Origin of the sequence: Amycolatopsis keratiniphila (genome assembly GCF_000400635.2) — a bacterium.
GTDB classification, from domain to species: Bacteria; Actinomycetota; Actinomycetes; order Mycobacteriales; family Pseudonocardiaceae; genus Amycolatopsis; species Amycolatopsis keratiniphila.
The window spans coordinates 2,570,020-2,594,808 of the sequence record NC_021252.1; the positions used below are offsets into that span (position 1 = coordinate 2,570,020).

26 protein-coding genes are annotated in these 24,789 nt (G+C 69.7%); 18 read left to right on the forward strand and 8 right to left on the reverse strand.

Translation table 11 applies throughout. The features are described from left to right. The first annotated feature begins 95 nt into the window (after positions 1-95). The 4 genes from AORI_RS53020 (at position 96) to AORI_RS53035 (ending at position 4,523) form a co-directional block, all read left to right on the forward strand. Entirely contained in the window at positions 96-1,340 is a 1,245-nt protein-coding gene (locus AORI_RS53020; RefSeq protein WP_016332779.1) for an aspartate aminotransferase type Ic, read from the forward strand. A 581-nt stretch (positions 1,341-1,921) separates the two neighbouring features. Next, entirely contained in the window at positions 1,922-2,872 is a 951-nt protein-coding gene (locus AORI_RS53025; protein ID WP_016332780.1) for a ferritin-like domain-containing protein, read from the forward strand. 66 nt (positions 2,873-2,938) lie between these two features. Further along, positions 2,939-4,036 carry an FAD-dependent oxidoreductase gene (locus AORI_RS53030; protein WP_016332781.1) on the forward strand — a complete coding sequence of 366 codons (1,098 nt, stop codon included), beginning with the start codon at positions 2,939-2,941 and terminating at the stop codon, positions 4,034-4,036. A gap of 106 nt (positions 4,037-4,142) precedes the next feature. Then, positions 4,143-4,523 (forward strand): hypothetical protein, encoded by a 381-nt coding sequence (locus tag AORI_RS53035; RefSeq protein ID WP_016332782.1) that lies wholly within the window; start codon positions 4,143-4,145, stop codon positions 4,521-4,523. Positions 4,524-4,590: 67 nt separating this feature from the next. Here AORI_RS53035 and AORI_RS53040 read toward each other — a convergent pair whose 3' ends face one another. After that, the gene (locus tag AORI_RS53040) at positions 4,591-6,381 is read right to left on the reverse strand and encodes an AMP-dependent synthetase/ligase (protein WP_016332783.1); all 1,791 of its coding nucleotides are present in this window, start codon (positions 6,379-6,381) and stop codon (positions 4,591-4,593) included. A 125-nt stretch (positions 6,382-6,506) separates the two neighbouring features. Between AORI_RS53040 and AORI_RS53045 the strand changes: the two genes are divergently transcribed. From AORI_RS53045 to AORI_RS53075, 7 genes are read left to right on the forward strand one after another with little or no spacing between them, the layout of a single operon-like run. After that, positions 6,507-6,917, forward strand: a complete 411-nt coding sequence (locus AORI_RS53045) for a hypothetical protein (RefSeq protein WP_016332784.1) — start codon at positions 6,507-6,509, stop codon at positions 6,915-6,917. A gap of 23 nt (positions 6,918-6,940) precedes the next feature. Further along, a complete protein-coding gene (locus AORI_RS53050; RefSeq protein WP_016332785.1) occupies positions 6,941-7,729 on the forward strand; it encodes a metallophosphoesterase family protein in 789 nt (262 codons plus the stop codon). A 26-nt stretch (positions 7,730-7,755) separates the two neighbouring features. Then, positions 7,756-8,196, forward strand: coding sequence for an SRPBCC family protein (locus tag AORI_RS53055; RefSeq protein WP_016332786.1), 441 nt, complete (start codon positions 7,756-7,758; stop codon positions 8,194-8,196). Positions 8,197-8,210: 14 nt separating this feature from the next. Further along, the gene (locus AORI_RS53060) at positions 8,211-9,353 is read left to right on the forward strand and encodes an ArsA family ATPase (protein WP_016332787.1); all 1,143 of its coding nucleotides are present in this window, start codon (positions 8,211-8,213) and stop codon (positions 9,351-9,353) included. Further along, positions 9,350-9,769 carry a hypothetical protein gene (locus AORI_RS53065; RefSeq protein WP_016332788.1) on the forward strand — a complete coding sequence of 140 codons (420 nt, stop codon included), beginning with the start codon at positions 9,350-9,352 and terminating at the stop codon, positions 9,767-9,769. The genes AORI_RS53060 and AORI_RS53065 overlap by 4 nt, the downstream gene beginning before the upstream one ends. 16 nt (positions 9,770-9,785) lie before the next feature. After that, positions 9,786-10,745 (forward strand): ROK family protein, encoded by a 960-nt coding sequence (locus AORI_RS53070; RefSeq protein WP_016332789.1) that lies wholly within the window; start codon positions 9,786-9,788, stop codon positions 10,743-10,745. 4 nt (positions 10,746-10,749) lie between these two features. Then, a complete protein-coding gene (locus AORI_RS53075) occupies positions 10,750-11,613 on the forward strand; it encodes an NUDIX domain-containing protein (RefSeq protein ID WP_016332790.1) in 864 nt (287 codons plus the stop codon). On the opposite strand, the gene AORI_RS53080 is transcribed toward AORI_RS53075, so the two are convergent. The 3 genes from AORI_RS53080 to AORI_RS53090 are packed head-to-tail and all read right to left on the reverse strand — an operon-like array spanning position 11,610 to position 14,043. Further along, positions 11,610-12,752, reverse strand: a complete 1,143-nt coding sequence (locus tag AORI_RS53080; RefSeq protein WP_016332791.1) for a glutamate--cysteine ligase — start codon at positions 12,750-12,752, stop codon at positions 11,610-11,612. The genes AORI_RS53075 and AORI_RS53080 overlap by 4 nt on opposite strands. Positions 12,753-12,772: 20 nt before the next feature. After that, positions 12,773-13,276: a hypothetical protein gene (locus AORI_RS53085; protein WP_016332792.1), complete on the reverse strand. Its 504-nt coding sequence runs from the start codon at positions 13,274-13,276 to the stop codon at positions 12,773-12,775. Then, positions 13,273-14,043, reverse strand: coding sequence for an alpha/beta hydrolase (locus tag AORI_RS53090; RefSeq protein WP_016332793.1), 771 nt, complete (start codon positions 14,041-14,043; stop codon positions 13,273-13,275). Before AORI_RS53090 ends, AORI_RS53085 begins: the two co-directional genes overlap by 4 nt. 214 nt (positions 14,044-14,257) lie before the next feature. Here AORI_RS53090 and AORI_RS53095 point away from each other — a divergent pair, with 214 nt between their 5' ends. Further along, positions 14,258-15,019: a lysophospholipid acyltransferase family protein gene (locus tag AORI_RS53095; protein ID WP_016332794.1), complete on the forward strand. Its 762-nt coding sequence runs from the start codon at positions 14,258-14,260 to the stop codon at positions 15,017-15,019. 20 nt (positions 15,020-15,039) lie between these two features. Continuing rightward, positions 15,040-15,525 carry a polyadenylate-specific 3'-exoribonuclease AS gene (locus AORI_RS53100; RefSeq protein WP_016332795.1) on the forward strand — a complete coding sequence of 162 codons (486 nt, stop codon included), beginning with the start codon at positions 15,040-15,042 and terminating at the stop codon, positions 15,523-15,525. Positions 15,526-15,870: 345 nt separating this feature from the next. On the opposite strand, the gene AORI_RS53105 is transcribed toward AORI_RS53100, so the two are convergent. Then, positions 15,871-16,947, reverse strand: a complete 1,077-nt coding sequence (locus AORI_RS53105) for a 3-deoxy-7-phosphoheptulonate synthase (protein WP_016332796.1) — start codon at positions 16,945-16,947, stop codon at positions 15,871-15,873. A gap of 283 nt (positions 16,948-17,230) precedes the next feature. On the opposite strand from AORI_RS53105, the gene AORI_RS53110 reads away from it, so the two are divergent. Beyond that, entirely contained in the window at positions 17,231-18,256 is a 1,026-nt protein-coding gene (locus AORI_RS53110) for a 6-phosphofructokinase (protein WP_016332797.1), read from the forward strand. A gap of 134 nt (positions 18,257-18,390) precedes the next feature. Beyond that, the gene (locus tag AORI_RS53115) at positions 18,391-19,893 is read left to right on the forward strand and encodes an amidohydrolase family protein (protein WP_016332798.1); all 1,503 of its coding nucleotides are present in this window, start codon (positions 18,391-18,393) and stop codon (positions 19,891-19,893) included. Positions 19,894-19,904: 11 nt separating this feature from the next. On the opposite strand, the gene AORI_RS53120 is transcribed toward AORI_RS53115, so the two are convergent. Together AORI_RS53120 and AORI_RS53125 are read right to left on the reverse strand one after the other, a co-directional pair. Next, positions 19,905-21,347: an aromatic amino acid ammonia-lyase gene (locus AORI_RS53120; RefSeq protein ID WP_016332799.1), complete on the reverse strand. Its 1,443-nt coding sequence runs from the start codon at positions 21,345-21,347 to the stop codon at positions 19,905-19,907. A 38-nt stretch (positions 21,348-21,385) separates the two neighbouring features. Next, entirely contained in the window at positions 21,386-21,856 is a 471-nt protein-coding gene (locus tag AORI_RS53125) for a group II truncated hemoglobin (protein WP_016332800.1), read from the reverse strand. A gap of 83 nt (positions 21,857-21,939) precedes the next feature. On the opposite strand from AORI_RS53125, the gene AORI_RS53130 reads away from it, so the two are divergent. Continuing rightward, positions 21,940-22,143, forward strand: a complete 204-nt coding sequence (locus tag AORI_RS53130; RefSeq protein ID WP_016332801.1) for a winged helix-turn-helix transcriptional regulator — start codon at positions 21,940-21,942, stop codon at positions 22,141-22,143. Here AORI_RS53130 and AORI_RS53135 read toward each other — a convergent pair. Further along, entirely contained in the window at positions 22,137-22,445 is a 309-nt protein-coding gene (locus AORI_RS53135) for an ArsR/SmtB family transcription factor (RefSeq protein WP_016332802.1), read from the reverse strand. The genes AORI_RS53130 and AORI_RS53135 overlap by 7 nt on opposite strands. A 164-nt stretch (positions 22,446-22,609) precedes the next feature. Here AORI_RS53135 and AORI_RS53140 point away from each other — a divergent pair, with 164 nt between their 5' ends. Together AORI_RS53140 and AORI_RS53145 are read left to right on the forward strand one after the other, a co-directional pair. Beyond that, entirely contained in the window at positions 22,610-23,830 is a 1,221-nt protein-coding gene (locus AORI_RS53140) for a glycoside hydrolase family 18 protein (protein ID WP_016332803.1), read from the forward strand. A gap of 189 nt (positions 23,831-24,019) precedes the next feature. After that, a complete protein-coding gene (locus AORI_RS53145) occupies positions 24,020-24,685 on the forward strand; it encodes a DUF2461 domain-containing protein (protein ID WP_016332804.1) in 666 nt (221 codons plus the stop codon). Positions 24,686-24,789 lie beyond the last annotated feature (104 nt).

Here is a 24,789-nt window from a genome sequence, read left to right on the forward strand (position 1 = left end):
TGAAAAACGCGCCGGAACCGTTATCGGATCATGTGCGCGCGGGGCTAGGGCCACCCTCGTCTCACGCCGGACCGCCGCCGGGTTTAGCGTTAGGCATGACCACTGCACCTGTCGATGTCGAGAGCGCCCGCCGCGACTACGCGGCCCTCGTCGACCGTGGCCTCTCCCTGGACATCACCCGCGGCAAGCCGTCCCCTCGTCAGCTGGACCTCGCCGACGGGCTGCTCGCCCTCCCCGGAGACGTGCGCAAGGCCGAGGACGGCACGGACGTCCGCAACTACGGCGGCCTCAAGGGCCTGCCCGAGCTCCGCCGCATCTTCGCCGGGCCGCTGCAGGTCCCGGCCGAGCAGCTGCTGGCCGCGGGCAACTCCAGCCTGGAGCTGATGCACGACTCGATCGTGCAGGCCTTTCTCAGCAAGCTCCCGGGCGCCGAGCGCCGCTGGGCCGACGAGCCGAGCGTCAAGTTCCTGTGCCCCGTGCCGGGCTACGACCGCCACTTCGCGCTGGCCGAGCGCTTCGGGATCGAGCTGATCCAGGTGCCGCTGACCGAGACCGGCCCGGACATGGAGGTCGTCGAACGCCTCGTCGCCGAGGACGCCGCGGTCAAGGGCATCTGGTGCGTGCCGAAGTACAGCAACCCGACCGGTGTCACCTACAGCGACGACACCGTGCGCCGCCTGGCGACGATGACCACGGCCGCCCCGGACTTCCGGATCTTCTGGGACAACGCCTACGCCGTGCACCACCTCACCGAGGACGAGGCGCCGCTGGCCGACCTGCTCGCGCTGGCCACCGAGGCGGGCAACGCCGACCGCGTGTTCGTCTTCGGCTCCACCTCGAAGGTCACCTACGCGGGTGGCGGTGTCGGCTTCTTCGGCGCGTCCGAGGCGAACCTGGCCTGGTGGACCGGCCTCATCGGCAAGCGGACCATCGGCCCGGACAAGGTCAACCAGCTTCGCCACGCTCAGTTCCTGCGCGACGAGGACGGCGTCCGCGAGCACATGCGCAAGCACGCCGAACTCATCGGGCCGAAGTTCGCGGCCGTCGACGAGATCCTCACCAAGGAACTGGGCGAATCGGGCCTCGCGTCCTGGACCAAGCCGACCGGCGGGTACTTCATCTCGCTGACCGTGCCGTCCGGGACCGCCAAGGAGGTCGTGCGGCTGGCCAAGGAGGCGGGTATCGCCCTGACCCCCGCCGGCGCGACCCACCCGTACGGCGACGACCCCGAGGACGCCGTCATCCGCATCGCGCCGACGTACCCCGAGCTGGCCGAGGTGGAAGAGGCCATCCGCGGTCTCGCGGTCTGCGTTCGCCTTGCCGCGGCGACGAAGAAATAGGCAACCGTAAGGCAAGGTGACCGGTGGCTTGGTGACGTCGCCGGTCGAGTCTCGGGAGTGGCGTTTCGAGTTGGAACCAAGGGTGCCTTGAGTACCTGTTGGACTTTGGCTGTTTCGTCACCTGCACCAGCAACCACACAGAAGTACATGAAGGCCCCCTTCCTTGCGCCTGGCGCAGGGAAGGGGGCCTTCACGTACTTGAGCGTCACGTACTTCAGGTGCCCGACGCGGGGCGTCAGTGGTAAGACGGTTAGAGCGGCTCCTGAGCAGGGCGAATGTCGAGGGTCGCGAGACTCTCGGGGCGTCGGAAGCTCGGCAGGCCAGGTGCCGACGATGTAGGAATCGGGACGTTGAGTGTCCTAATTCCTGCATCGTCGAGGGGTTGATCAAGGTCAGGCCGGGTGGGTAAGCGAATACAGGTTCACCAGAGCCCTCGACAAGGAGCGTGGCGTGACACAGTCACTCTTCGCCTTGCCGCGGCAGCGAAGAAATAAGTTCGAGATCTTCTCCAATCCGGGTCACGGGTGGTTCCGAACGTCCGAGTGGGTGGGTGTGCACCGCAAAGACGAGAGGAACCACTCGTGTTCGGAAAGCCCTTCGTTCGTACCCTGATCTCCCGCAGCGCGGAGAACCCCACGGATCGCCGCCGGTTCCTGAAGGCCGCGGGCGCGGCGGGGCTCGGTGTGGTCGGCGCGACCTACCTCGGGGTCCAGGCCACTTCGTCGGCTTCGGCCACGGGTGACGCCGCCGCTGCCGCCGCGGGTGCTCCCAGCGACGCCGCCGTGCTCAACTTCGCGCTCAACCTGGAGTACCTCGAAGCCGAGTTCTACTCCTTCGCCGTCCACGGCCGCGGGCTGCCGGACGACCTCACCGGTGGCGCCGGCACCCAGGGCGGCGTCTCCGGCGGCAAGAAGGTGATGTTCCACGACAAGGCGCTGCACCAGTTCGCGAAGGAGATCGCGGGCGACGAGGTCGCGCACGTCAAATTCCTGCGCGGGGCGCTCGGCGAGGCCGCGGTCTCGCGACCCGAAATCGACCTGAAGAACAGCTTCACAGCCGCCGCTCGCGCCGCCGGGCTGATCAGCGAGTACCAGCAGTTCGACCCGTTCGCCAGCGAGAAGAACTTCCTGCTGGCGGCGTTCCTGTTCGAGGACGTCGGCGTGACGGCCTACAAGGGCGCCGCGCCGCTGATCACCAACAAGACGTTCCTGGACGCGGCCGCGGGCATCCTGGCGGCCGAGGCCTACCACGCCGCCACCATCCGGACCGCGCTGTTCGACCGGGAACTCGGCGACGCGGCCGCCAAGATCTCCAACGCGCGCGACGCCCTCGACGGCCCCGGTGACGACGACCAGGGTGTCCTGCTCGGCAACCAGGCCAACATCGTGCCGACCGACCAGAACGGCATCTGCTTCGGCCGCGGCGCCGACCGCGTGCTGAACGTCGTCTACCTGAACCCGGGCGCGGTGAAGGAGGGCGGGTTCTTCCCCAAGGGCGTCAACGGCGACATCGTCGCCAGCGGCGGCGCGTGATCTCCCTCTGTCGTGTCGCCGTTTCCCGGTACCGTCGAGGGCCGGCGACACGACAGGGGGTACGCGGTGAAGGCTGTGATCATCGGCGGCGGCATCTCCGGCACGGTGACCGCGATGGCGTTGCACCGGGCCGGGATCGAGGCGAGCGTCCACGAGGCGTACCCGTCCGGCGGCGAGGACGCGGGCGCGTTCCTGACGATCATGCACAACGGCATGGACGCCCTGCGCGCGATCGGCGCCGAGGCACCGGTGATCGACATTTCGTTCGGTGCGGCGGGCCTGGAACTCGTGACGCCGGACGGGCGGACCGTCGATCGGCGTTCCTTCGACATCGACGGCCTCGCCGGGCCGCGCACGATGAAGCGGGCGGCGCTTTACCGCGCGTTGCAGGAGGAGGTGATCTCGCGCGGGATCACCTTCGAACGCGGGAAGCGGCTGGTTTCCGCCTCGCCGGGGATCGCCCGGTTCGAGGACGGTTCCGTGGCCGAGGGCGACATCCTCATCGGCGCCGACGGCCTGCGGTCGGTCGTCCGGACGATCATCGACCCGGACTGCCCGCCGCCGCGTTCGACGGGGCTCGACGTCGTCTACGGCTACACGACCGACACGAGCATCCCGCAGGCGCCTTCCCTCTATCGGATGATCCAAAGCCTGCACGCCTACTTCGGCTACACCAGCACTCCCGACGGCTCGACGTACTGGTTCGCGCGGCTTCCCACGGCCGAAGGCGTGCGCTCCGGCCTGACCCCGGCCGAATGGCGCGCGGCCGCTTTCGCCGCTTTCGACGGGGAACCGTTGCCCGCCGCGGAAATCATCCAGTCCACCGGGGACGAGGTCTTCGGCGGACATTCCTACGACGTGCCCTCGACACCGGTGTGGTTCACCGAGTCGATGGTGCTCGTCGGCGACGCGGCGCACGCGGCGTCGCCCGCCGCGGGGCAGGGGGCGTCGATGGCGCTGGAGGACAGTGTCGTGCTGGCCCAGTGCTTGCGGGATCTTCCTGACGCGCCAACGGCTTTCGCGGCCTACGAGCGGCTGCGGCGGGCGCGGGTGGAGCAGTTGGTGGCGAGCAGCGCGGCGGTGTCCGCGAGCACGACGTCCGATCGGGACCGGAATTGGCTTTATCGGCACCACATCGAGTGGGACGCGAAGATCACCGGGTGAACCAGCCCTGTGATGCCGGTCATACGTCGCGAGATTTCCGGGTGACGCTTGTCGATCATCAGTACGGTACGCGGCGTACCGACCAAATCACCCTGGGGGGTTAATGATGTACAACAAGGTTCGTGCGCTCCTGCTCGCCACCTTCGCGGTGACGGGGCTGGCCGTGGTGAGCGCGCCGGCCGCACACGCCGCCACGTACACGCAGGTGGGCTATGCGAGCTCGTTCGGCAGGCAGGTGTACCTGTGGCGTAACAACGACAACGGGTGCATCCACGCGCAGGGCAAGAGCATGCGCATCGGTGACGAGGTGATCCTGCAGGTGGTCAGCGGCGGCATGCTCATCGACGACGATGTGCAGCGCGCCAACGCCACCGGCGTCTCGGTCAACACGCAGTCGCTGTGCAACAAGGGTGGCGCCGGCTTCCGGGGTCTCGTGAAGGACGCGAACGCGAACGGACCGCAGACCGGGACTTACCAGAACTGGTAGCCAGAAGTACGTGAAGGCCCCCTTCCCTCGGCTCAGCCGAGGAAAGGGGGCCTTCACGCGCGAAAGGCTACTTCTTGTACAGGGCCTCGATGTCGGTCGCGTAGTTCTTGTTCACGATGTTGCGCTTCAGCTTCAGGCTCGGCGTGATCTCCCCACCCGCCTCGGTGAAGTCCTTCGAGAGGATCGTGAACTTCTTGATCGCCTCGGCCTGCGACACCGCGCTGTTGGCCTGGTCCACGGCCGTCTGGATCTCGGCGCGCAGTTCGGCGTCGTCGGCCAGATCGGACACCGACGCGTCGGCGGGCTTGCCGTGCTGCGACTTCCACGACGGGAAGTACTCCTCGTCGATGGTGATCAGCGCGCCGATGAACGGCCGCTGGTCGCCGACGACCATCGCCTGGCTGACCAGCGGGCTGGCCTTGATGGTGTCCTCGAGCCCGGACGGGGCGACGTTCTTGCCGCCCGCGGTGACGATGATCTCCTTCTTGCGCCCGGTGATCTTCAAGAACCCGTCGTCGTCCAGTTCGCCGAGGTCGCCGGTGTGGAACCAGCCGTCCTCCAGCGCTTCGGCGGTCGCTTCGGGGTTGTTGAAGTAGCCGCCGAACACGACGTCGCCCTTCAGCAGGATCTCGCCGTCTTCGGCGATCCGGACCGAAGTGCCGGCGACCGGGCGGCCCACGGTGCCGACGCGGAACCCGGTCTGGGTGCCGACGCAGGCCGCCGCGGAGGTCTCGGTCAGGCCGTAACCCTCGAACACCGGGACACCGATGCCGCGGAAGAAGTGCGCCAGCCGCACGCCGAGCGGGGCACCGCCGGACACCGCGGCGACGCACCGGCCGCCGAGGGCCGCGCGGAGCTTGCTGAACACCAGCTTGTCGAACAGCGCGTGCTTGACCTTCAGGCCCAGCCCGGCGCCGCCGGTGTCCTGCGCCTGGCTGTACGCGACCGCGGTGGCTTCGGCGGCGTCGAAGATCTTGCCCTTGCCGTCGCCGTGCGCCTTCTGCTTCGCGCCGTTGTAGACCTTCTCGAACACGCGCGGCACGGCGACGACGAACGTCGGCCGGAAGGTGCCGAGGTCGGCGACGAGGTTCTTGACGTCCGACGTGTGCCCGAGGGTCACGCGCGCGCTGAGCGCGGTCACCGCGATGGCGCGCGCGAGGACGTGCGCGAGCGGCAGGAACACCAGCAGCGAGTTGCCCTGCTCCATCAGCTGCGGGAACGCGGCGATGTCGGCGCGGATCTCGGCGAGGAGGTTCCGGTGGGTCAGCTCGACGCCCTTGGGGCGGCCGGTCGTGCCCGAGGTGTACACGATCGTGGCCAGGTCGCCGGCCTTCACGGTGCGGCGGCGCTCGTGCAGGTCGTCGTCGCCGAGGTCGGCGCCCTGCTCGGTGAGCTGGTCCACGGCGCCCGCCTCGATCTGCCAGGTGTGCTCCAGCGCGTCGAGGCGGCCCTTGACGGTTTCCAGCGTCGCGACGTGCTCGTCGGTCTCGACGAAGACGGCCTTCGCGGCCGAGTCCGAGAGGATCCAGTGGACCTGTTCGGCCGACGAGGTGTCGTAGATCGGGACGGTGACGGCGCCGGCGGCCCAGATCGCGAAGTCGATCAGGGTCCATTCGTAGCGGGTCTTCGACATGAGCCCGACCCGGTCGCCCGGAGCGATGCCCGCCTGTGCCATTCCCTTGGCCACGGCCAGAACCTGGGCGGCGAAGTCTTTGGCGGTGACGTCCAACCAGGTACCGTCGACCTGACGGCGGAAACTCACCACATCGGAGAACCGCTCGGCGTTCGCCCAGACGACGTCGGCGAGATTTTCGTCGTCGGTCACCGGAGTGGCGGCGGGGGCGCTGTATTCGCGCACGAGGAACCTCCGTGTTCGCGTGCAAGTGGTGTGACCGGTGTTACCCGCCAGTCAACTTAGCGTGCCGTGCACCTTAAGACCATGCTGACGAATCGGCCATACCCAGGGCATGACATTCTGCCGCTGTGAACCAGGCGCCGCCAGCTCTCGACATCGTCGACGAGACCTTCCTCGTGGTCCCGCCCTCCACCGTGGCCGCCGCTTTCGCGGATCCGCGATCTTGGTCACGTTATTGGCCGGACCTCGTCCTAGAGGTCTACACCGACCGCGGGGACCAGGGATTGCGCTGGACCGTGCGCGGTGCCTTGATCGGTACGATGGAGGTCTGGCTCGAGCCGGTGCTCGACGGCACCTTGCTGCACTACTTCCTGCGCGCCACCCCCGCCGGTCCCGGCGGGGAGCCGATCGGCCTGGCACCACGGGAGTTGCGCCGCGAGTTCGACCGCCGTGCCCGTGCCGCCAAGGCGATCGCGCTCGGGCTCAAGGAGATCCTGGAGGACGGGCGGGAGCCCGGGGTCGGCCCCCGGGCTCAGTAGGCACGGGGAGCACAGGGGAGAGCATGCGGGTTCACGTGGTGTCGGACGTGCACGGCAACGCCGACGCGCTCAAACGCGCGGGTGACGGCGCCGACGCGCTGGTCGTCCTGGGCGACCTGCTGGACTTCGTCGACTACCGCGAGCACGACAAGGGCATCATGGGCGCGCTGTTCGGCGCCGAGAAGGTCGGCGAGTTCGCGCGCCTGCGGCGTGAGGGCACTCGTGATGAGACCGTTGCCTTCTCGCGATCGTTGTGGGCCACTTTGGCCGATCCGGCCGCCGCCGTCGGCGAGGCGATCCACGACCAGTACGGCGTCCTGTTCGGCGCGCTGACCGCGCCGACGTTCGCGACCCCCGGCAACGTCGACGACCCCTCGCTGTGGCCGGAGTTCGCCGGCGACGGCATCACCGTCCTCGACGGCGAGGTCGCCGAGTTCGGCGGCCTGCGGCTGGGGTTCATCGGCGGCGCGCTGCTCCCGCCGAACGTGGTCCCGCGCCGCAACGGCTTCTGGCGGCCGTACCTGCGCACCCGCGAGGAGTACGACGCCGCGGTCGCCGGGCTGGAGAACGTCGACGTCCTGTGCACCCACATCCCGCCCGCCGTCCCGGAACTGACCTACGACGTGATCGCGCGGCGGTCCGAGATCGGCTCGGCGGCGCTGGTGGACCTCATCCGCGAGCAGCGGCCGCGCTGGTCGGTCTTCGGGCACGTCCACCAGCCGCTGACCCCGAGGACGAGGCTCGGCAGGACCGAATGCCGTAACGTCGGTCACTTCAAAGAGACCGCACAGCCGTACGTGCTGCGCTGGTGACCCTCGGCTCCGGCTAGGCTGCGTTCATGGCCGAGCAGTCCACGCAATCCATCGAGGTCGACGCCGAGCCCGAGCGGGTCATGGCCGTCATCGCCGACTTTCCCGCGTACCCGGAATGGGCCAAGGCCGTCCGGGAGACCGAGGTGCTCGGCGAGGACGCCGACGGCCGCGCCAAGCAGGTGAAACTCACCCTCGACGCCGGACCCATCAAGGACGTCTACACCCTCGAGTACGACTGGGACGCCGACGGCCACGGAGTCAGCTGGCACCTGGTCAAGGGCCAGATGCAGAAGGCGCAGAACGGCCGTTACGCCCTCGAAGCGCTGGGCGGCGGACGCACCAAGGTCACGTATACGCTGTCCGTCGAGCTGGCGCTGCCGATGATCGGGCTGCTGCGCCGCAAGGCCGAGAAGATGGTCATGGACACCGCGCTCAAGGAGCTCAAGAAGCGCGCTGAAGCATCCTGAGTCGAAGGGTAGGCATGCGGATCCTGCTGTTCACCGGCAAGGGGGGTGTCGGCAAGACCACGCTGGCCGCGGCGACGGCGGCGGCACTGGCCGGGCGGGGCAGGAAGACGCTCGTGGTCTCGACCGACCCGGCGCATTCCCTCGGTGACGCCTTCGGCCGCCCGCTCGGCGGTGAACCGTCCGAAGTGGACACGCTGCTCCACGCCGCCCAGATCGACACCCGCGGCCTCGTCGACAGCACCTGGCGCGAACTCCGGCGGGAACTGCAGACCGCGCTCGCGGGAGTGGGCCTCGACTCGCTCGACGCCGAGGAACTCACCGTGGTGCCCGGCGTGGACGAACTCCTCGCCCTCACCGAAGTCCAGCGTCTCGCCGAGCACGGTCCCTGGGAGACGGTCGTCGTCGACTGTGGACCGACCGCGGAAACCCTGCGCCTGCTGGCCTTGCCCGAAGCCGTCTCCGGCTACCTGTCGAGGATGTTCAAACCGGGCGCGCGGCGGACGGCGGCCGCGGTGCGGCGGCTCGGCGCGCATCTGGAGTCGCTGCGCACGCTGCTGACCGATCCGGCCACCACCACCGTGCGGCTCGTGCTGACACCGGAGCGCGTCGTCGTCGCCGAAGCCCGCCGCACGCTCAGTTCCCTTGCCCTGCGCGGAATCTCGGTCGACGGCCTGATCGTCAACCGGCTCATGCCCGCGCCCGGGTTCTGGCGCGGCGCCGCGGCCACGTGGATGCGGACCCGGCGCACCCAGCAGAACGCCGTCCTCGCCGAACTCGCCGACGCCGGTTTCGGGCCGGGACAGGTGAAACCCGTCGAGCATCGTGCCGTCGAGCCGGTGGGGCTCGAAGCTCTGCAGGAAATCGCGTATGAGCTTTACCAAGGGCTGGATCCCTTGGCAGGGAACGAAAAAGGGGTGACCCCGCTGCTGCAGGTGTCCGAATCGGACGGCGGCTACGAGCTGCGCATCGCGGTGCCTCTGCACCTCGATTCCGAAGTGGACCTGGCCAGAGTGGACGATGATCTCGCCGTCACCGTGGATGGTTTCCGGCGGCTGATCGCGCTGCCGGAGATGTTGCGCCCGTGCCGGATCACCGGTGCGGAATCCGACGCGCACGGCCTGGTCGTGAGCCTGGCCGGGAACCGGGGACCCGGGTGAGCGAGAACAACGAGTACACCGGATCGAAGCCGCTCGAACTGGCCGAAGAGATCCGGCTCCTGGTCGAACTGGTCGTCGAGCACGCCGCGCCGTGGCTGGAGGGCCTGATCTCCGCCGGGCACGGCTGCACCGACCACGACGCCGACGGGTGGTGCCCGCTCTGCGCGATCGTCGGGGTCTTCCGCGGGGAACGGCCCGAGTTCGTGGCCCGCCTGATGGAGCAGGCCGCGCAGCTCGTCGCGTTGCTGCGGGCGGTGCTCGCCGATCGGTGGGAACCCGAGGCAGGCGTGCACATGCCGGGGTTCCAGCCTGCGCGGAAGGAGCCCGCGGCCGAAGATGAGCCGATGGGAGCTTCGCGGGTCCAGCACATCACGGTGACCAGGCGCGACGCTTGGCAGCCGGACCGGGAGAACTGAGTTGCTGACGGTAGGGGTGGACGTCGGGGGCACGAGTGTGCGCGCCGGCGTGGTGGACGAGCACGGCTCGCTGATGGACACCGCCAGGGTCGGGACGCCCAGCGGGGAGGACGCGCTCGAAGACGCCATCGCCGGCGTCGTCGAAGACCTCCGCAACCGGCACGACGTGTCCGGCGTCGGCCTCGCGGTCGCCGGATTCGTCGCCAAGGACCGGCGGACGGTGATGTTCGCGCCGCATCTGTCCTGGCGTGCCGCGCCGGTCGCCGAGCGCATCGAAAAGCGGGTCGGCCTGCCGGTGACCCTGGAGCACGACGTGAACGCCGCCGCGGTCGGCGAATACCGCTTCGGGGCCGCCCGCGGCGCTCATGTCGCCGCGCTGATCGCCCTCGGCACCGGGATCGGCGCGGGACTGCTGCTCGACGGCAAGATCTACCGGGGCGCGTACGGCGTCGCGCCGGAACTCGGGCACCTGACCGTCGTCCCCGGTGGCAGGCCCTGCCCGTGCGGGAAGTACGGCTGCTGGGAGCGGTACTGCAGCGGGACGGCGCTGGCGGCGACGGCGGTGGAACTGCTCGCCCGGCATCCCGGTCGCTCGACCGTGCTGGCACGCGAGACCAGGGGAGACCCCGGCTCGGTCACCGGCCGCCGGGTCGCCGGGGCCGCCCGCGACGGCGACCCGATCGCCCAGCGCGCGATGACCGAGCTGGCGAAGTGGCTCGCCGAGGGGCTGGCGCTGGTCGCCGACGTCTTCGATCCCGAGCTCATCGTGATCGGCGGCGGCGTGTCCGAATCGGCTCCGCTGTTCCTCGACGAGGCCCGTGAGCACTACGCGGACAAGATCACCGGCGCCGGGCACCGTCCGCTGGCACGGATCCGGGCCGCGCACCACGGCGACGATTCGGCGATCGTCGGCGCCGCCGCCCTCGCCGCCGACGCGGCGAAGGCTCCCGGCGCCGAGATCGGTGTGACACGCTGAAGCGGTGACCCGGCAGGACGGCAACGGCTTCGTGAAGTGCGACTTCGGGCATCTTCACTGGGGTTTGCACGGCGCGGCCGGCTTGCTGCTGTCCGATCCCGCCCGCGGGGTCCTGCTGCAGCGGCGGGCCTGGTGGGTCCACCATGGACGTACTTGGGCGCTGCCCGGTGGCGCCGTCGAGGCGGGGGAGAGCCCGCGTGAGGCGGCCACCCGTGAGGCGCACGAGGAGGCCGACATCCCGCCCGCCCGGGTCCGGCCGCTGGCCGCGTCGCACGTCGACCACGGGAACTGGCGCTACACCACGGTGCTCGCCGCGCCGATCGGCCCGCTTTCGGCCAGGGTGAAGAGCGCGGAGAGCGCGGAACTGCGATGGGTCCACGCGGGCGAGGTCGCCGATTTCCGGCTGCATCGCGACTTCGCGGCGGCGTGGCCGGGATTGAGGGAACACTTGGATCGCGGGCTGGTACTGGTGGTCGACGGCGCGAACGTCGTCGGATCGCGGCCGGACGGCTGGTGGCGTGACCGGCGCGGCGCCGCGGAACGGTTGCGGGACAAGCTGGTGCCCCTGTCCGAGACCGGGCTCGTCGATCCGGCCCTGCCCGGGGGCGGCGGATGGTCGTGGTGGCCGAAGGTCGTGCTGGTCGTCGAGGGCAAGGCGCGGGGAGTCGAGCCGGTGCCGGGTGTCGAGGTCGTCGAGGCCGACGGCGAAGGCGACGACACGATCGTCGCCGTCACGCGTGAAGCCCGTGCCGCGGGCCCGGACGACCACGTCGTCGTGGTGACCGCCGACCGGGAGCTGCGTTCCCGCGTCGAGGCACTGGGCGCTTCGACCTTCGGCCCGGGCACCCTTTTGGGGCACCTCGGCTAGGGACGCGCGATCTTCCCGTCCCGCATCTCCGCGATCAGCGAAGCGACGACGGCGCGCAAGCTGCCGTTGTACTGCTTCGCCACCGCGCGCTGGCGCAGGTAGCTGGGCCCGTAGGCCAGGATGGTCTCCACCGACCGCAGCTCGTCGGCGCAGTCCAGGCGCCGGGCCACCGGTTCGAGCCGGTTCAGCAGGTCGTAGGTGTCGTCGGTGACGAGCCGCTCGTTGCCCGCCGCGTCGAGGATGACGATCGCGTCGACGCCGTACCGCGCCGCGCGCCACTTGTTCTCCTGGACGTGCCACGGCGGCAGCGTCGGCAGGATCTCGCCGTCGTCGAGGCGCGCGCTGAAGTCGTCGACCAGGCATTGGGTCAGCGCGGAGATCGCGCCGACCTCCTCCAGCGTCGGCAACCCGTCGCACACCCGCATCTCGACCGTCCCGAAATGCGGCGCGGGCCGGATGTCCCAGCGGATCTCGGAGAAATGGTCGATCACGCCCGTGGTGAACATGTCGTCGACGTAGCTCTCCAGCTCGGTCCACTTCCGGAACTGGAACGGCAGCCCGGCCGTCGGCAGCTGCTGGAACATCAGCGCGCGGTTCGACGCGTACCCGGTGTCCTCCGCGCCCCAGTACGGCGAAGACGCCGAAAGCGCTTGCAGATGCGGCGCGTACTTGAGCAGGGCGTCGAGGATCGGCAGGGCCTTGTCCCGGTGGTCGACGCCGACGTGCACGTGGACGCCGTAGATCAGCATCTGCCGTCCCCACCACTGGGTCCGGTCGATGAGCTTGGCGTAGCGCTCCTTGTCGGTGACCTTCTGCTGGTACCAGGTCGAGAACGGATGCGACCCGGCGGAGAACAGCTCGACGCCCAGCGGGTCCAGCACCGAATGCACCACGTCGAGCGAGTCGTTCAGATCGGCCTTGACCTCGGCGATCGTGTCGCAGATCCCGCTGATCACCTCGATGGTGTTGAGCAGCAGTTCCTGCTTGATCTTCGGATGCTCTTCCTGTCCGTCGGGCCGGACGGCGTCGAGCACCTGTTCCGCGACCGACGAGAGCTCACCGGTCCGCCGGTCGACGAGGGCGAGTTCCCATTCCGCGCCGACCGTCGACCGGCGCGAGGGAGTGAAGTCGATCTTCATCTTCCGAATTGTCCGGCAGATCAGACCTGAGCGCCGTTGTGCGGATCCGCGCCGGGCGGCGGCCCCTGGCGCACCCGCAGCAGGAGCAGGGCGATCGCGGTCGCGAGGGCGAGGATCCCGAGCGGCGTGCCGAGCCGGGTGCCCATGCCGATCAGGGTGGGCGCGATCAGCAGCAGCAGTCCGAGCAGGAAGAACAACAGGACGATGAAAGCGCCCTTGCGCGGACGCGGCAGGGGAGGCGGCTCGGGCGGCACGAAGTGGCCCTCGTCGTCGCCCGGCCCGGCCGGGTCGTCCTCGAAGAGGGTCTTGTCCCAGCTGGTGCCGCCGCCGCGCCAGCCCGGTTCGGGTTCGGCGTCCGACGGTTCGGGGCGGGGTGTCTTCTCAGCGGGCTTCTCCGCCGTCTTCCCGGCCGGTTTCTCCAGGTCGTCTTCCGGGAACAGGCCGACGCCCTCCGCACGGAGGTCGGCCACGATCTCGGCGAACGTCGCGTCGACGTCCTCCGGCCCGTCCTTGCCTCTGCTCATCCGGCGTCCACCTGTCCCGCCCGGCGCACGGACCGGGCGAAGTCCACCGTACGCGTGAAGATCAGGCCTGCGTCGTGGTCTTGGGTGGCGACGTGGAAGCTGTTCTCCAGCACCACCTCGGTCACGTCGTCGCTGCCGATCCCGTCGAGGATCACCTGGGAGTTGACCGGTTCCACGATGTGGTCGACGGCCGAGTGGAGCAGGAGCACCGGCTGGGTCACCTTGCGCAGATCCGCGCGGGTGAGTTTCCACAGCTTCGCCAGGCTCGCCGCGGCGCGCACGGGCGTCCGCGAGTAGGCCAGTTCGGTTTCGCCGGGCTTCGCGATGTCGTTGGCCACGCCCGGGACCGAGGGCAGGATCCGCGACAGGACGGGCAGCAGCTTGGCGTCCCAGCGCAGGGTCAGCACCGACGGGTTCACCAGCACGATGCCGGCGATCCGGTCGCCGAACTCCTCGGCCAGTCGCAGCGTCAGCGTCCCGCCCATCGACATCCCGGCGACGAACACCGTGTCGCAGGTCGCGAAGAGCGCCAGCAGCTCTTCGCGGACCGCGCCGTACCAGTCCTCCCAGCCTGTCCGGTTCATGTCCTGCCACCGGGTCCCGTGCCCGGGGAGCAGCGGGCAGCGCACCGTGTAACCGGCTTCGGCCAGATGGTCGCCCCACGGCCGCATACTCGCGGGAGTGCCGGTGAATCCGTGGCACAGCAGGAACCCTGCTTCGGTCGAACCGGTGTGAGCGAACGGTTCCGCGCCGGCGAGGACGGCCATGCGATCGCCTTCCGTGAGAGCTGGGTAGGTCTACTATGTTCGCACGACCGGAGCGGCTTGTGGGGCCCCGGCCACTGCCGGAATCGGGCCGGATCGGGTGTGAGATCCGTCGCTGGGTGCGGGTAACCGGGTGGACTTCGTTGTGCCTGAGGTGCGCGATTCGTAGTCTTGACCATCGGGCGCAGGGGTTGAGCTGCTAGGAGGAGTTTTCGCAGTGCTGTACTGGCTCATGAAACACGTGTTTATCGGGCCACTGCTCAAGGCGCTGTGGCCCACCAAAGTCGTCGGCGCGGAGAACATCCCCGACGACGGCGGCGCGATCCTCGCGGGCAACCACCTCGCGGTGGCCGACTCCTTCTTCATGCCGCTGCGCGTCAAGCGCAAGGTGACCTTCCCGGCCAAATCGGAGTACTTCACCGAAAAGGGCTTCAAGGGCCTGCTGAAGAAGTGGTTCTTCACCGGCGTCGGCCAGTTCCCGATCGACCGCTCCGGCGGCAACGCCGCGCAGGCCGCGCTCGACACCGCGACCCGGCTGGTCCGCGAAGGACACCTCCTCGGCATCTACCCCGAAGGCACCCGTTCCCCGGACGGCCGCCTGTACAAGGGCAAGACCGGCGTCGCGCGGATCGCGCTCGAATCCGGCGGCGTCGTGGTCCCGGTCGCCATGATCGGCACCGACAAGGTCAACCCGATCGGCTCGAAGATGTGGTGGCCGCGCCGCCTCGAGATCCGCTTCGGCAAGCCGCTCGACTTCTCGCGCTACGAGGGCCTCGCCGGCGACCGCTTCATCGAGCGGTCCATCACCGACGAGATCATGTACGCGCTCATGGAGCTCTCCGGCCAGGAGTACGTCGACATCTACGCCGCCAAGGCGAAGGAACTGCTCGCCGCCGAGGAGGCGGGAGTCCGCCCCAAGGTGCCCGCGCAGCCCTCCGCCCAGGACGTCGCCCGTATCCCGGACACCAAGGTCGGCTGAGGCCCCACTAGGGTTCTCCGGTGCGCTTTTTCTACGACACCGAATTCATTGAGGACGGCGTGACCATCGATCTGGTGTCGATCGGTGTCGTGGACGAAAGAGGCCGCGAGTTCTACGCGGTCTCGACCGATTTCGATCCCGGCAAGGCCGGCCCCTGGGTCCGCGACAACGTGCTCCCGAAACTCCCGTCGCCCGCCGACCCGGCGTGGCGCAGCCGCGAGAAGATCCGCACGGACCTGCTCGAGTTCTTCGGCAAACCGCCCGGCGGGATCGAACTGTGGGCCTGGTTCGCCGCCTACGACCACGTCGCGCTGGCGCAGCTGTGGGGGCCGATGCCCGCGCTGCCGCGCCAGCTGCCGCGCTTCACCCGTGACCTGCGGCAACGCTGGGAGGACGCGGGCAAGCCGAAGCTGCCGTCGGCCCCGGACGACCAGCACGACGCGCTGGCGGACGCGCGGCACAACTACCAGCGGTGGCAGATCATCGAGTCCTACTGGCACCGGTAGGCCCTTGAGCGCGTGAAGGCCCCCTTCCCTCGGCTCAGCCGAGGGAAGGGGGCCTTCACGCGAGGCCGTTGTGGCTGGTGGGACTGGAGTTGCCGGTTCCGGCGGGGTGAGGGGAACTTTGAGGGACTCTGGGTCCCTCAAGGAGTCCTTCACGGCCACGACATCGGCCTGACGATCCCGGGGTGAAGGGCGCCATCCCCGCGTGCCATGCGGCGAAGGCCCCCTTCGCAACACGAGACGCGAGCCCCTCCAGCCCCTCGCCGCCCCGAGTGCCGTGCAATGAACGGTCCTTTACTTGCGAAATTTGCGAGGAAAGGACCGTTCCTAGCGTTCGCGAGGGGGCACTCAGCGGCGTGAGTCGACCGCCTCGGCGAGGGTGTCCAGCAGCTCCGCCGTCGTCTCCCACCCGAGGCAGGCGTCCGTGATCGACTGCCCGTACGTCAGCGACGCGGCCGACCCCAGCGTCAGGTCCTGGCGCCCCTCCACCAGGAAGCTCTCCAGCATCAGCCCCGCGATGCCCCGCTCACCGGCCCCGATCCGCCCGGCGAGCTCGCGCACGACCGAAGCCTGCCGCACGTGGTCCTTCGCGCTGTTGCCGTGGCTCGCGTCGATGATCACGCGTTCCGGCAGCCCCGACTTCGCCAGCCGCGCCAGCGTGTCGGCCACCGTCGCGGGGTCGTAGTTCGGCCCGGCGGAGCTGCCGCGCAGGATGACGTGGCAGTCCTCGTTGCCCGCCGTGGTGATCAAAGCGGCGAGGCCGTCGGGGTTGATCCCCGCGAACACGTGGCTCGCGCCGGCCGCGCGGGTGGCGTCGACGGCGACCTGGACGTCGCCCTCGGTCGAGTTCTTGATCCCGACCGGCATCGACAGCGCGCTGCACAGCTGCCGGTGCACCTGGCTCGCCGCGGTCCGCGCGCCGATGGAACCCCAGGTCACGGTGTCGGAGATGAACTGCGGGGTGATCGGGTCGAGGAATTCGCAACCCACCGGCAGGCCGAGCGCGGAGATGTCGAGCAGCAGTTTGCGCGCCATCCGGAGGCCCTGGTTGACCTCGTAGGTGCCGTCGAGACCGGGGTCGTTGATGAGGCCCTTCCAGCCGAGCGTGGTCCGCGGCTTCTCGAAGTAGACGCGCATGACGATGTGCAGGTCGCGGCGGTGTTCTTCGGCCTTGGCGGCGAGGCGGCGGGCGTAGTCGAGCGCGGCGTCCGCGTCGTGCACCGAGCAGGGCCCGACGACGACGAGGAGCCGGTCGTCCCGGCCGTCGAGGATGTCGACGGCCGAGGCCCGCCCGGCTAGGACGGTATCGGCGATTTCCGCCGTCATCGGATGTTCGTGCCGCAGCATCGCGGGCGACAGCAGCGGGTTGATGGCCGCCGTGCGGTGCCCGTCGAGGGCGATCAGGGTGTCAGCGGAGGGAGACATCGCGGGTCTGGTTCCTTTCGAAAGGGATACCGACCCGCGGGAACTCGCCGAGCCGGTGGGAAATCCGGCTCGGGGTGGAGGTCAGCGCAGGTTCACGCCGCCGTGCCCACCCGGGGCCGGCTTCGTAAACCAGAAATAGCGCTGCACGACGCCAAGCTAGCACATCCGCCGCGCGGACCGATTCCCGAGGTGGTCCGCCCTGCACCGATCCAGAGAACTGCCGCTACGCTGGCGTCGGGACATGTGACTGTCATCTCTACGGAACACAAGACGGAGGCTTCTGATGCGTGTCGGTGTGCTGACCGGCGGTGGGGACTGCCCGGGGCTCAACGCGGTGATCCGCGCTGTGGTGCGCAAGGGCATCGAGGTGCACGGCTGGGACATCGTCGGGTTCCGCAACGGCTGGAACGGTCCCCTCACCGGGGACAGCCGCCCGCTCGGCCTGAACGACGTCGAGGACATCCTGACCCGCGGCGGCACGATCCTGCGCTCGTCGCGGACCAACCCGTACAAGGTCGACGGCGGCGTCGACAAGATCAAGGCCGTGCTCGCCGAGCAGCAGGTCGACGCGCTGATCGCGATCGGCGGCGAGGACACTCTCGGCGTCGCGAAGCGGCTCACGGACGACGGCGTCGGCGTCGTCGGGGTGCCCAAGACGATCGACAACGACCTCGGCGCCACCGACTACACCTTCGGCTTCGACACGGCCGTCTCGATCGCCACCGAGGCCATCGACCGGTTGCACACCACGGCCGAGTCGCACCATCGCGCGCTGGTCGTCGAGGTCATGGGGCGGCACGCGGGCTGGATCGCGCTGCACTCGGGCCTCGCCGGCGGCGCGAGCGTGATCCTGGTGCCGGAGCGGCACTTCAGCGTCGACCAGGTCGTCTCGTGGGTCGAGCGCCGTTTCGAGAAGGAGTACGCGCCGATCATCGTGGTCGCCGAGGGCGCGCTGCCCGAGGGCGGCGAGGAGAAGCTGCTGACCGGGGAGAAGGACGCCTTCGGGCACGTCCGGCTCGGCGGCATCGGCACCTGGCTGGCCGACGAGATCGCCGCCCGCACCGGCAAGGAGTCGCGTGCGGTCGTGCTCGGGCACGTCCAGCGCGGCGGCACCCCGACGGCATACGACCGCGTGCTCGCCACCCGGTTCGGGCTCAACGCCGTCGACGCCGTGGCCGACGGCGACTTCGGCGTGATGGTGGCGCTGCGCGGCACGGACATCGTCCGCGTCAAGCTCGCCGAGGCGACCGCCGAACTGAAGACCGTCCCGGTCGAACGGTACGAAGAGGCCGAAGTCTTCTTCGGCTGAGCCCTGTTCCAGGAGAAGGCCCCTTACTTTGTGCTGACCTCGGGTAAGGGGCCTTCGCTTTTCTTGCGGCCCCGCCATCGCGGCGAGTTGAATCGGCCACCTGGGGGATCAGGGGTGGAAGGGCGGCGGTTCGCATGGGATCCAGCAGACGCGAGTTCCTGAGGTGGCTGGCCGCCGGCGGGACCGGGGTGGCGCTCGCCGGGCTGCTGCCCGGTACGGCCGCCGCGGAAACGGGCGCGATCGTCGTCATCACCCACGTCACGCTGATCGACGGCACGGGGTCGGCGCCCCGGCGTGACGTCTCGGTCGTGCTCGTCGGCGACCGGATCGCCTGGGTCGGCTCCGGTCCGGTCCCGGAAACCGGCGGCGCGCGGGTGATCGACGGCCGAGGCAAGTACCTCATCCCGGGACTGTGGGACATGCACACCCACGGCGCGGACCTCGAGGACATCGTCCCGCCGCTGCATCTGGCGCACGGCGTCACGGGTGTCCGCGAGATGTGGGGGTACGCGGAAAACCGTGCCACGAAGGGCAAGATCGAACGCGGCGAGCTGCTCGGCCCGCGTGTCGTGCTGGCGAGCGGGATCGTCGACGGGCCGGTCACGCTCCTGGGGCCGCCGGTGCTCCAGGTGGCGACGGAGGCCGAAGCGCGAGCCGCCGTCCGTGCCGAGAAGGCCGCTGGCGCCGAGCTCGTCAAGATCTACTCCTACCTCGCACCCGAGGCCGTGCGCGCGATCGCGGACGAGGCCCGCGCTCAGGGCCTGCGGTTCTCCGGGCATTGGCCGTACAAGCTGTCGCACCTCCAGGCGAGCGACCTCGGCCAGCACAGCCTGGAGCATTTCTTCGGGGTGTCCATCCACTGCTCGTCCCGGCGCGACGAGATCCTGGCCAGGCTGAAGGCGACGCCCTACGACCCCGCGGCGCCGCGGGACTTCTTCAACCTGGCGCGGCGGCTGGAGTTCGAGTCGGTCACCACGTACGACCGCGGCGCGGCGCGGGCCTACTTCGAGCGGCTGCGGTGCAACGGCACCTGGCACTCGCCGACGCTGACGATCAACCGGGTCGTCACGCAGCCCGCCGAGACCCACCAGCGGGACCCGCGGCTGAAGTACGTCCCCGTGGACGTGCGTGAGAGCTGGGCCGTCGGCATCGAACGCTTCGCGCCGAAGACCCCGGCGGACGTCGCCCTCCAGGAGCGGTACTTGCGGGAGACGCTGCGGCTGGTCGGCGTCGCGCACGAAGCGGGTGTCGGGCTCATCGGCGGCACCGACTGCCTCAATCCGTACACCTTCCCCGGCAGCGGGCTGCACGAGGAGCTCGCGTTCCTGGTCGAGGCCGGGCTCTCGCCGGTGCGGGCGCTGAAGACCGTCACGGCCGACGCGGCGAGGTTCCTCGGCCGGGAAGGGACGTCGGGCACGGTCGCGGTGGGGAAGGAGGCGGACCTCGTGCTGCTGGACGCGGACCCGGCCGCGGACATCCGCAACGTCGCGAAGATCGACACGGTGATCACTCGAGGCCGGGTGCTCGACCGGGCGGAGCGGCGGCGGATGCTCGACGCCGTCGAGGCCGCCGCGAACCGGCCGGCGCCGGTGAATGCCCGGCTCCGCTCCCTCGCGCGCCGCGGTTGCTGCTGTTGACCTCGCGGGGTTCAGACGCGGGCGAAGGTGTCCAAAAGGGACACGGCGCGCGCGATGTCGTCGGTCAGCGGCCGGTCTTCGACGCTCGGGTCGAGCACGGCCGCGGCGGTCTCGTAGGCGTCGCGCGCGGGCAGGGAGACGAGTTCGGCCTTGCGCATCCGCAGTGCCCGGACGGCCGCGACCAGTTCACACGCCAGCACCTGCTGGTACGCCGCCCCGGCCGCCGTCGCCGCACGCGCGGCCTGGGTGGAGAAGCTCGCGTGGTCCTCGATCCCGCGTGAGACGACGGCCGTGCCCAGCGTCGCCGGGAGCGCGGCCTGCCGCAGTTCGGTGAGCGCGTCGTGCGCGACGTACTCCAGGATCATCACGCCCGAGCTGCCCGACGGCCCGGCCGCCAGGAACGGCCGCAACCCGGTGAACTCCGGCTCCACCAGATCACCCAGCCGGGCCACCGACAGCTCGGCGACCTGATGGACGGTCGCGCGCACCTGGTCGAGCGCGGTCGAGACGTACGCGGTGTGGAAATGCGCGTGGTGATAGGCGTCCTGGTGCACCGTCGAGATCATCGGGTTCTCGGTGCTGGCGTTGATCTCCACCGCGAGGACGTCGCGCAGGTAGTGGATCGCGTCCAGCGCGGGCCCCTGCACCTGCGGGAAGGCGCGGAGCCCGAACGGGTCCTGGATCCGCCTGCCGGGTTTGGGTGTGCCCTCCATCCCGAGCAGCCGCCGCATCTCCGCCGCGCACGCGACCTGCCCGGCGTGCGGACGCGCCTCGTGCACGGGGGTCGCGTACGCCTCCGGGTTTCCGTCGAGCGCGATGTAGGTCAGTGCCGCGACGACGTGGCTCGCCCGCGTCAGCGTGTCGAGCCGCATCGCCGCGAGGGTCGCCTCGGCCAGCGTCGCGGCGTTGCTGCTCATGAACGCGAGCGCGTCACCCGCCTGCACCGGCACCGGGGGCACCCCGCCGGTCAGCCACGGCCGTTCGCCGGTGAGGGCGAGCGCGGTCTCCGCGAGCGGCGCGAGGTCGCCGGTGCCGATCGCGCCGAGCCGGTGCACGAGCGGCAGCGCCCCGGTCCGCACCGCGTCGGCGAGCGCCCCGATCAGCACGGGGCTGAGCCCGGCGCGCCCGGCCAGCAGCTGGTTGAGCCGGATGAGCATCATCGCCCTGGTCTGGCCGGGGGACATGACGTCGCCGCTGCCGCCCGCGTGACTGCGCAGCAGCCGCAGCCCGTGATCCGGCGACTCGCCCTCGCCGACCGGGTCCTCCTTGTTGGCGCCGACGCCGGTGGTGCGGCCGTAGACGATCCTGCGCGTGCTCAGTTCTTCGGCGAGCTTCCACGCGCTTTCGGCGCCGCGCAGCGCGGCGATCGAAACGTCGATGCCCAGCGGGCCCTCGGTGCTCGCGGCGGTCACGACGTCCGCGCAGCGCAGGGTCCGGCCGTCCACCCGGATCACGGCGGCCTCCTTTCACGACCGCCCCACTATGAACGCCTTCAGTCCGACGGAGGCTGCCAGGGCGGCCGGTTGCCCCAGTCCCACTTAGGCATCGGCTCGGGAACGGTGACCTCGCGGCCCGGCTGGGAGAACATCACCGCGAGCCTGCTGCCCCATTCGACGTACGCGGCGAACGCGGAGCGGAACTCGGGGTCGGCCGGGAGCCCGGCTTCGTCGGCGGCGTCGAAGAGCAGGTTCACCCAGCGGCGGCGCTGTTCCTCGGTGATGGCCCGGCCCAGATGCCGTCCGACCATGTGCCGGTGCCCGCCGTGTTCGCCGCTGTAGGTCTCCGGCCCGCCGAACACCTCGGCCAGCCAGACCGCCACGTGCTCGGGATGGCCGGGGTCCATGTGGCGGAAGACCGGCTCCAGCAACGGGTCCTTCAGCACGTGGCCGTAGAAGACGGTGGTCAGCCTGCGCAGGGCGTCCAGCCCGCCGGCCCATTCGTACAACGTCGGTGTCCCGGTCACGTAAGGTCCTCCCAGCGGCGACGATCTTCCGGTCCGGCACAGGCAACCACCCCGGATCGGCGGGGACAACCGCTTACTTTCCGGTGCGTGCCAAGGGGGAGCCGGTGATCCTGGCGCATATCAAGGAGGGCGTGCACCGCTACGGCGAACTCTGGCGGCGGCACGTCGAGTACCGGCTGAGCGAGGAGGGGGAGCGGTTACGCCCCGCACTCCAGGCGCTCTACGACTGGGGGACGCGGCGCGCGGCCGACCGCGGCATCGCGTTCGAGCCGTTACCTATTCACTGACTGTCGTCGTCGAGGTGCCGTTCGAGCGCGTCGATCCGTCCTTCCCAGAACCGGCGGTACGGCGCGAGCCACGCGTCGACCTCCGCGAGCGGTTCCGGGCGGAGCCGGTAGCAGCGGCGCTGGGCGGCGACGCGGACGGTGACCAGACCGGCCTCGCGTAGGACGCGCAGGTGCTTCGATACGGCCGGTTGGCTCAATTCGAGCACCTCGACCAGCTCGTTGACCGATTTCTCGCCGCCGCGCAAGAGGTCGAGGATGGTCCTCCGCCGCGGTTCGGCGAGGATCTCGAAGGTCTGCATCATCCGGGGAATGTGCCCCGTGCGGCATATTTCCGTCAAGGAATGTTCGAAAATGTCCATCCGAAAGTCTTGGTCTGAACCATTGACGGAGTGGTCTAGTCCACTTAGCTTGTGCGTGTCCCGCCGCAGTCCTCTCGTCACCCCTGGTGACCGTGAAGGGAGAACGCATGCCCCGTTCGAAAAGGCTCACCGCGATCCTGGGTGCCGCGGCCGTCGCGCTCGGCGCGCTGGCTGTCGCCGCGCCGGCGCAGCAGGCCTCCGCCGCACCGGAAACGCCGGACGCCTCGGTCGGCAAGGTACTCGGGTACTTCGCCGAATGGGGCGTCTACCAGCGGAACTACCATGTGAAGAACATCGACACGTCGGGCTCGGCGAGCAAGCTGACGCATATCAACTACTCGTTCGGCAACGTGACGAACGGTGGCTGCGCGATCGGTGACGCCGAGGCGGCGACCAGCAAGTTCTACGACGCCGCGGGCAGTGTGGACGGCGTCGCCGACAGCTGGGACACCGGCGCGCTGCGCGGGAACTTCAACCAGCTGAAGAAGCTCAAGGCCAAGTACCCGAACCTCAAGGTGCTGTGGTCGTTCGGCGGCTGGACCTGGTCCGGCGGGTTCGGCGAGGCCGCCAAGAACCCCGCCAAGTTCGCGGAGTCCTGCTACAACCTCGTCAACGACCCGCGCTGGGCCGGTGTCTTCGACGGTATCGACATCGACTGGGAGTACCCGAACGCCTGCGGGCTCTCGTGTGACACCAGCGGTCCGGCCGCGATCAAGAACCTCGCGCAGGCCCTGCGGGAGAAGTTCGGCTCGAAGCTGGTCACCGCCGCGATCACGGCGGACGGTACCGACGGCGGCAAGATCGACGCCGCGGACTACGGCGGCGCGGCGCAGTACTTCGACTGGTACAACGTCATGACCTACGACTACTTCGGCGCCTGGGCCGCGCAGGGCCCGACGGCCCCGCATTCGCCGCTGACCGGCTACGAGGGCATCCCGACCGCCGGCTTCCACTCCGACGCGGCGATCCAGAAGCTGAAGAGCAAGGGCGTCCCGGCGAACAAGCTGCTGCTGGGCATCGGCTTCTACGGCCGAGGCTGGACCGGCGTCACCCAGGAGGCCCCGGGCGGCACCGCGACCGGTCCGGCGGCGGGCACTGAGCCGGGCATCCAGGACTACAAGGTCCTGAAGACCACCTGTCCGGCCACCGGCACCGTGGCGGGCACCGCGTACGCCAAATGCGGCAGCGACTGGTGGAGCTACGACACTCCGGCGACGATCGGCGGCAAGGTCACCTACGCCAAGAACCAGGGGCTCGGCGGCGCCTTCTTCTGGGAGCTGTCCGGTGACACGGCCGACGGCGAACTGATCACCGCCCTGGCCAAGTAAGGCCGAAGTGCGTGAAGGTCCCCTTCCTCGCGCGAGGTGAGGGGGTCGTGAGTGCTAATGAGGGTTAGAACCCTCATTAGCACTCACGACCCCATCGCAAACCAGGCAAAGCACTCGAATCAGGCGCGGTTGCCTCGGGGATCGTGGGGCCTTCAGGGACATGCCGGTGGCGAGGATTACGGTCACCCCATGGGTTTCGAGGGTTTCGGCGAGTACGCCATCGACTTCTACGACGGTCTCGAGGCGGACAACTCCAAGTCCTACTGGGACGCGAACCTCGCCACCTACAAGGCCGACGTGCGCGCGCCGATGGAGGCGCTGCTCGCCGAACTCGTCCCGGAGTTCGGCGACGGCTTCGGCGAGGGCAAGGTCTTCCGCCCGTATCGCGACGTCCGGTTCGCCAAGGACAAGACGCCGTACAAGACCCACTGCGGCGCGGTGATCGAGCAGGGCCGCGGCGGCGGCGCGTACTACGTCGAGGTCGGCCCGGCCGGGCTGCGCGTCGGCGGCGGCTGCTTCCACTTCGAGTCCGATCAGCTCGCCCGCTTCCGCAAGGCCGTCGACACGGAACTCCGGGGCGCCGAGCTCGCCAAGATCCTCGCGAAGCTGGAGAAGGCGGGCTGGGAGATCAAGGGGGACAGGCTCAAGTCGAAGCCGCGCGGCTTCGCCGAAGACCATCCCCGCATCGACCTGCTGAAGTACCGCTCCGTGTACGCCGTCCGAGGCTGGGAGCCGGACGACGTCCTGCACGAACGCGGCGCCCTCGACCGGGTGCGCAAGGCGTGGCGGCAGGTCCGCGCGTTCAACGAATGGGCGCGGGACCGCGTCGGGCCGAGCGAGAAGCCGCGCCGATAACCGCCGAACCAGGTTCGGCGGTTTCCTCGTCGCCCAGGTCAACTGACACTTTTCTTGAACTTTCGGTATCGGTACAGACGTAGCCACGATGAGGGACTACGCTG

Coding starts and splice junctions, on each gene's coding strand:
- AORI_RS53020 (WP_016332779.1), top strand. CDS start 96: ATGACCACTGCACCTGTCGATGTCGAGAGCGCCCGCCGCGACTACGCG.
- AORI_RS53035 (WP_016332782.1), top strand. CDS start 4,143: ATGTACAACAAGGTTCGTGCGCTCCTGCTCGCCACCTTCGCGGTGACG.
- AORI_RS53050 (WP_016332785.1), top strand. CDS start 6,941: ATGCGGGTTCACGTGGTGTCGGACGTGCACGGCAACGCCGACGCGCTC.
- AORI_RS53055 (WP_016332786.1), top strand. CDS start 7,756: ATGGCCGAGCAGTCCACGCAATCCATCGAGGTCGACGCCGAGCCCGAG.
- AORI_RS53060 (WP_016332787.1), top strand. CDS start 8,211: ATGCGGATCCTGCTGTTCACCGGCAAGGGGGGTGTCGGCAAGACCACG.
- AORI_RS53080 (WP_016332791.1), bottom strand. CDS start 12,752: ATGAAGATCGACTTCACTCCCTCGCGCCGGTCGACGGTCGGCGCGGAA.
- AORI_RS53085 (WP_016332792.1), bottom strand. CDS start 13,276: ATGAGCAGAGGCAAGGACGGGCCGGAGGACGTCGACGCGACGTTCGCC.
- AORI_RS53090 (WP_016332793.1), bottom strand. CDS start 14,043: ATGGCCGTCCTCGCCGGCGCGGAACCGTTCGCTCACACCGGTTCGACC.
- AORI_RS53105 (WP_016332796.1), bottom strand. CDS start 16,947: ATGTCTCCCTCCGCTGACACCCTGATCGCCCTCGACGGGCACCGCACG.
- AORI_RS53110 (WP_016332797.1), top strand. CDS start 17,231: ATGCGTGTCGGTGTGCTGACCGGCGGTGGGGACTGCCCGGGGCTCAAC.
- AORI_RS53115 (WP_016332798.1), top strand. CDS start 18,391: ATGGGATCCAGCAGACGCGAGTTCCTGAGGTGGCTGGCCGCCGGCGGG.
- AORI_RS53135 (WP_016332802.1), bottom strand. CDS start 22,445: ATGATGCAGACCTTCGAGATCCTCGCCGAACCGCGGCGGAGGACCATC.
- AORI_RS53140 (WP_016332803.1), top strand. CDS start 22,610: ATGCCCCGTTCGAAAAGGCTCACCGCGATCCTGGGTGCCGCGGCCGTC.
- AORI_RS53145 (WP_016332804.1), top strand. CDS start 24,020: ATGGGTTTCGAGGGTTTCGGCGAGTACGCCATCGACTTCTACGACGGT.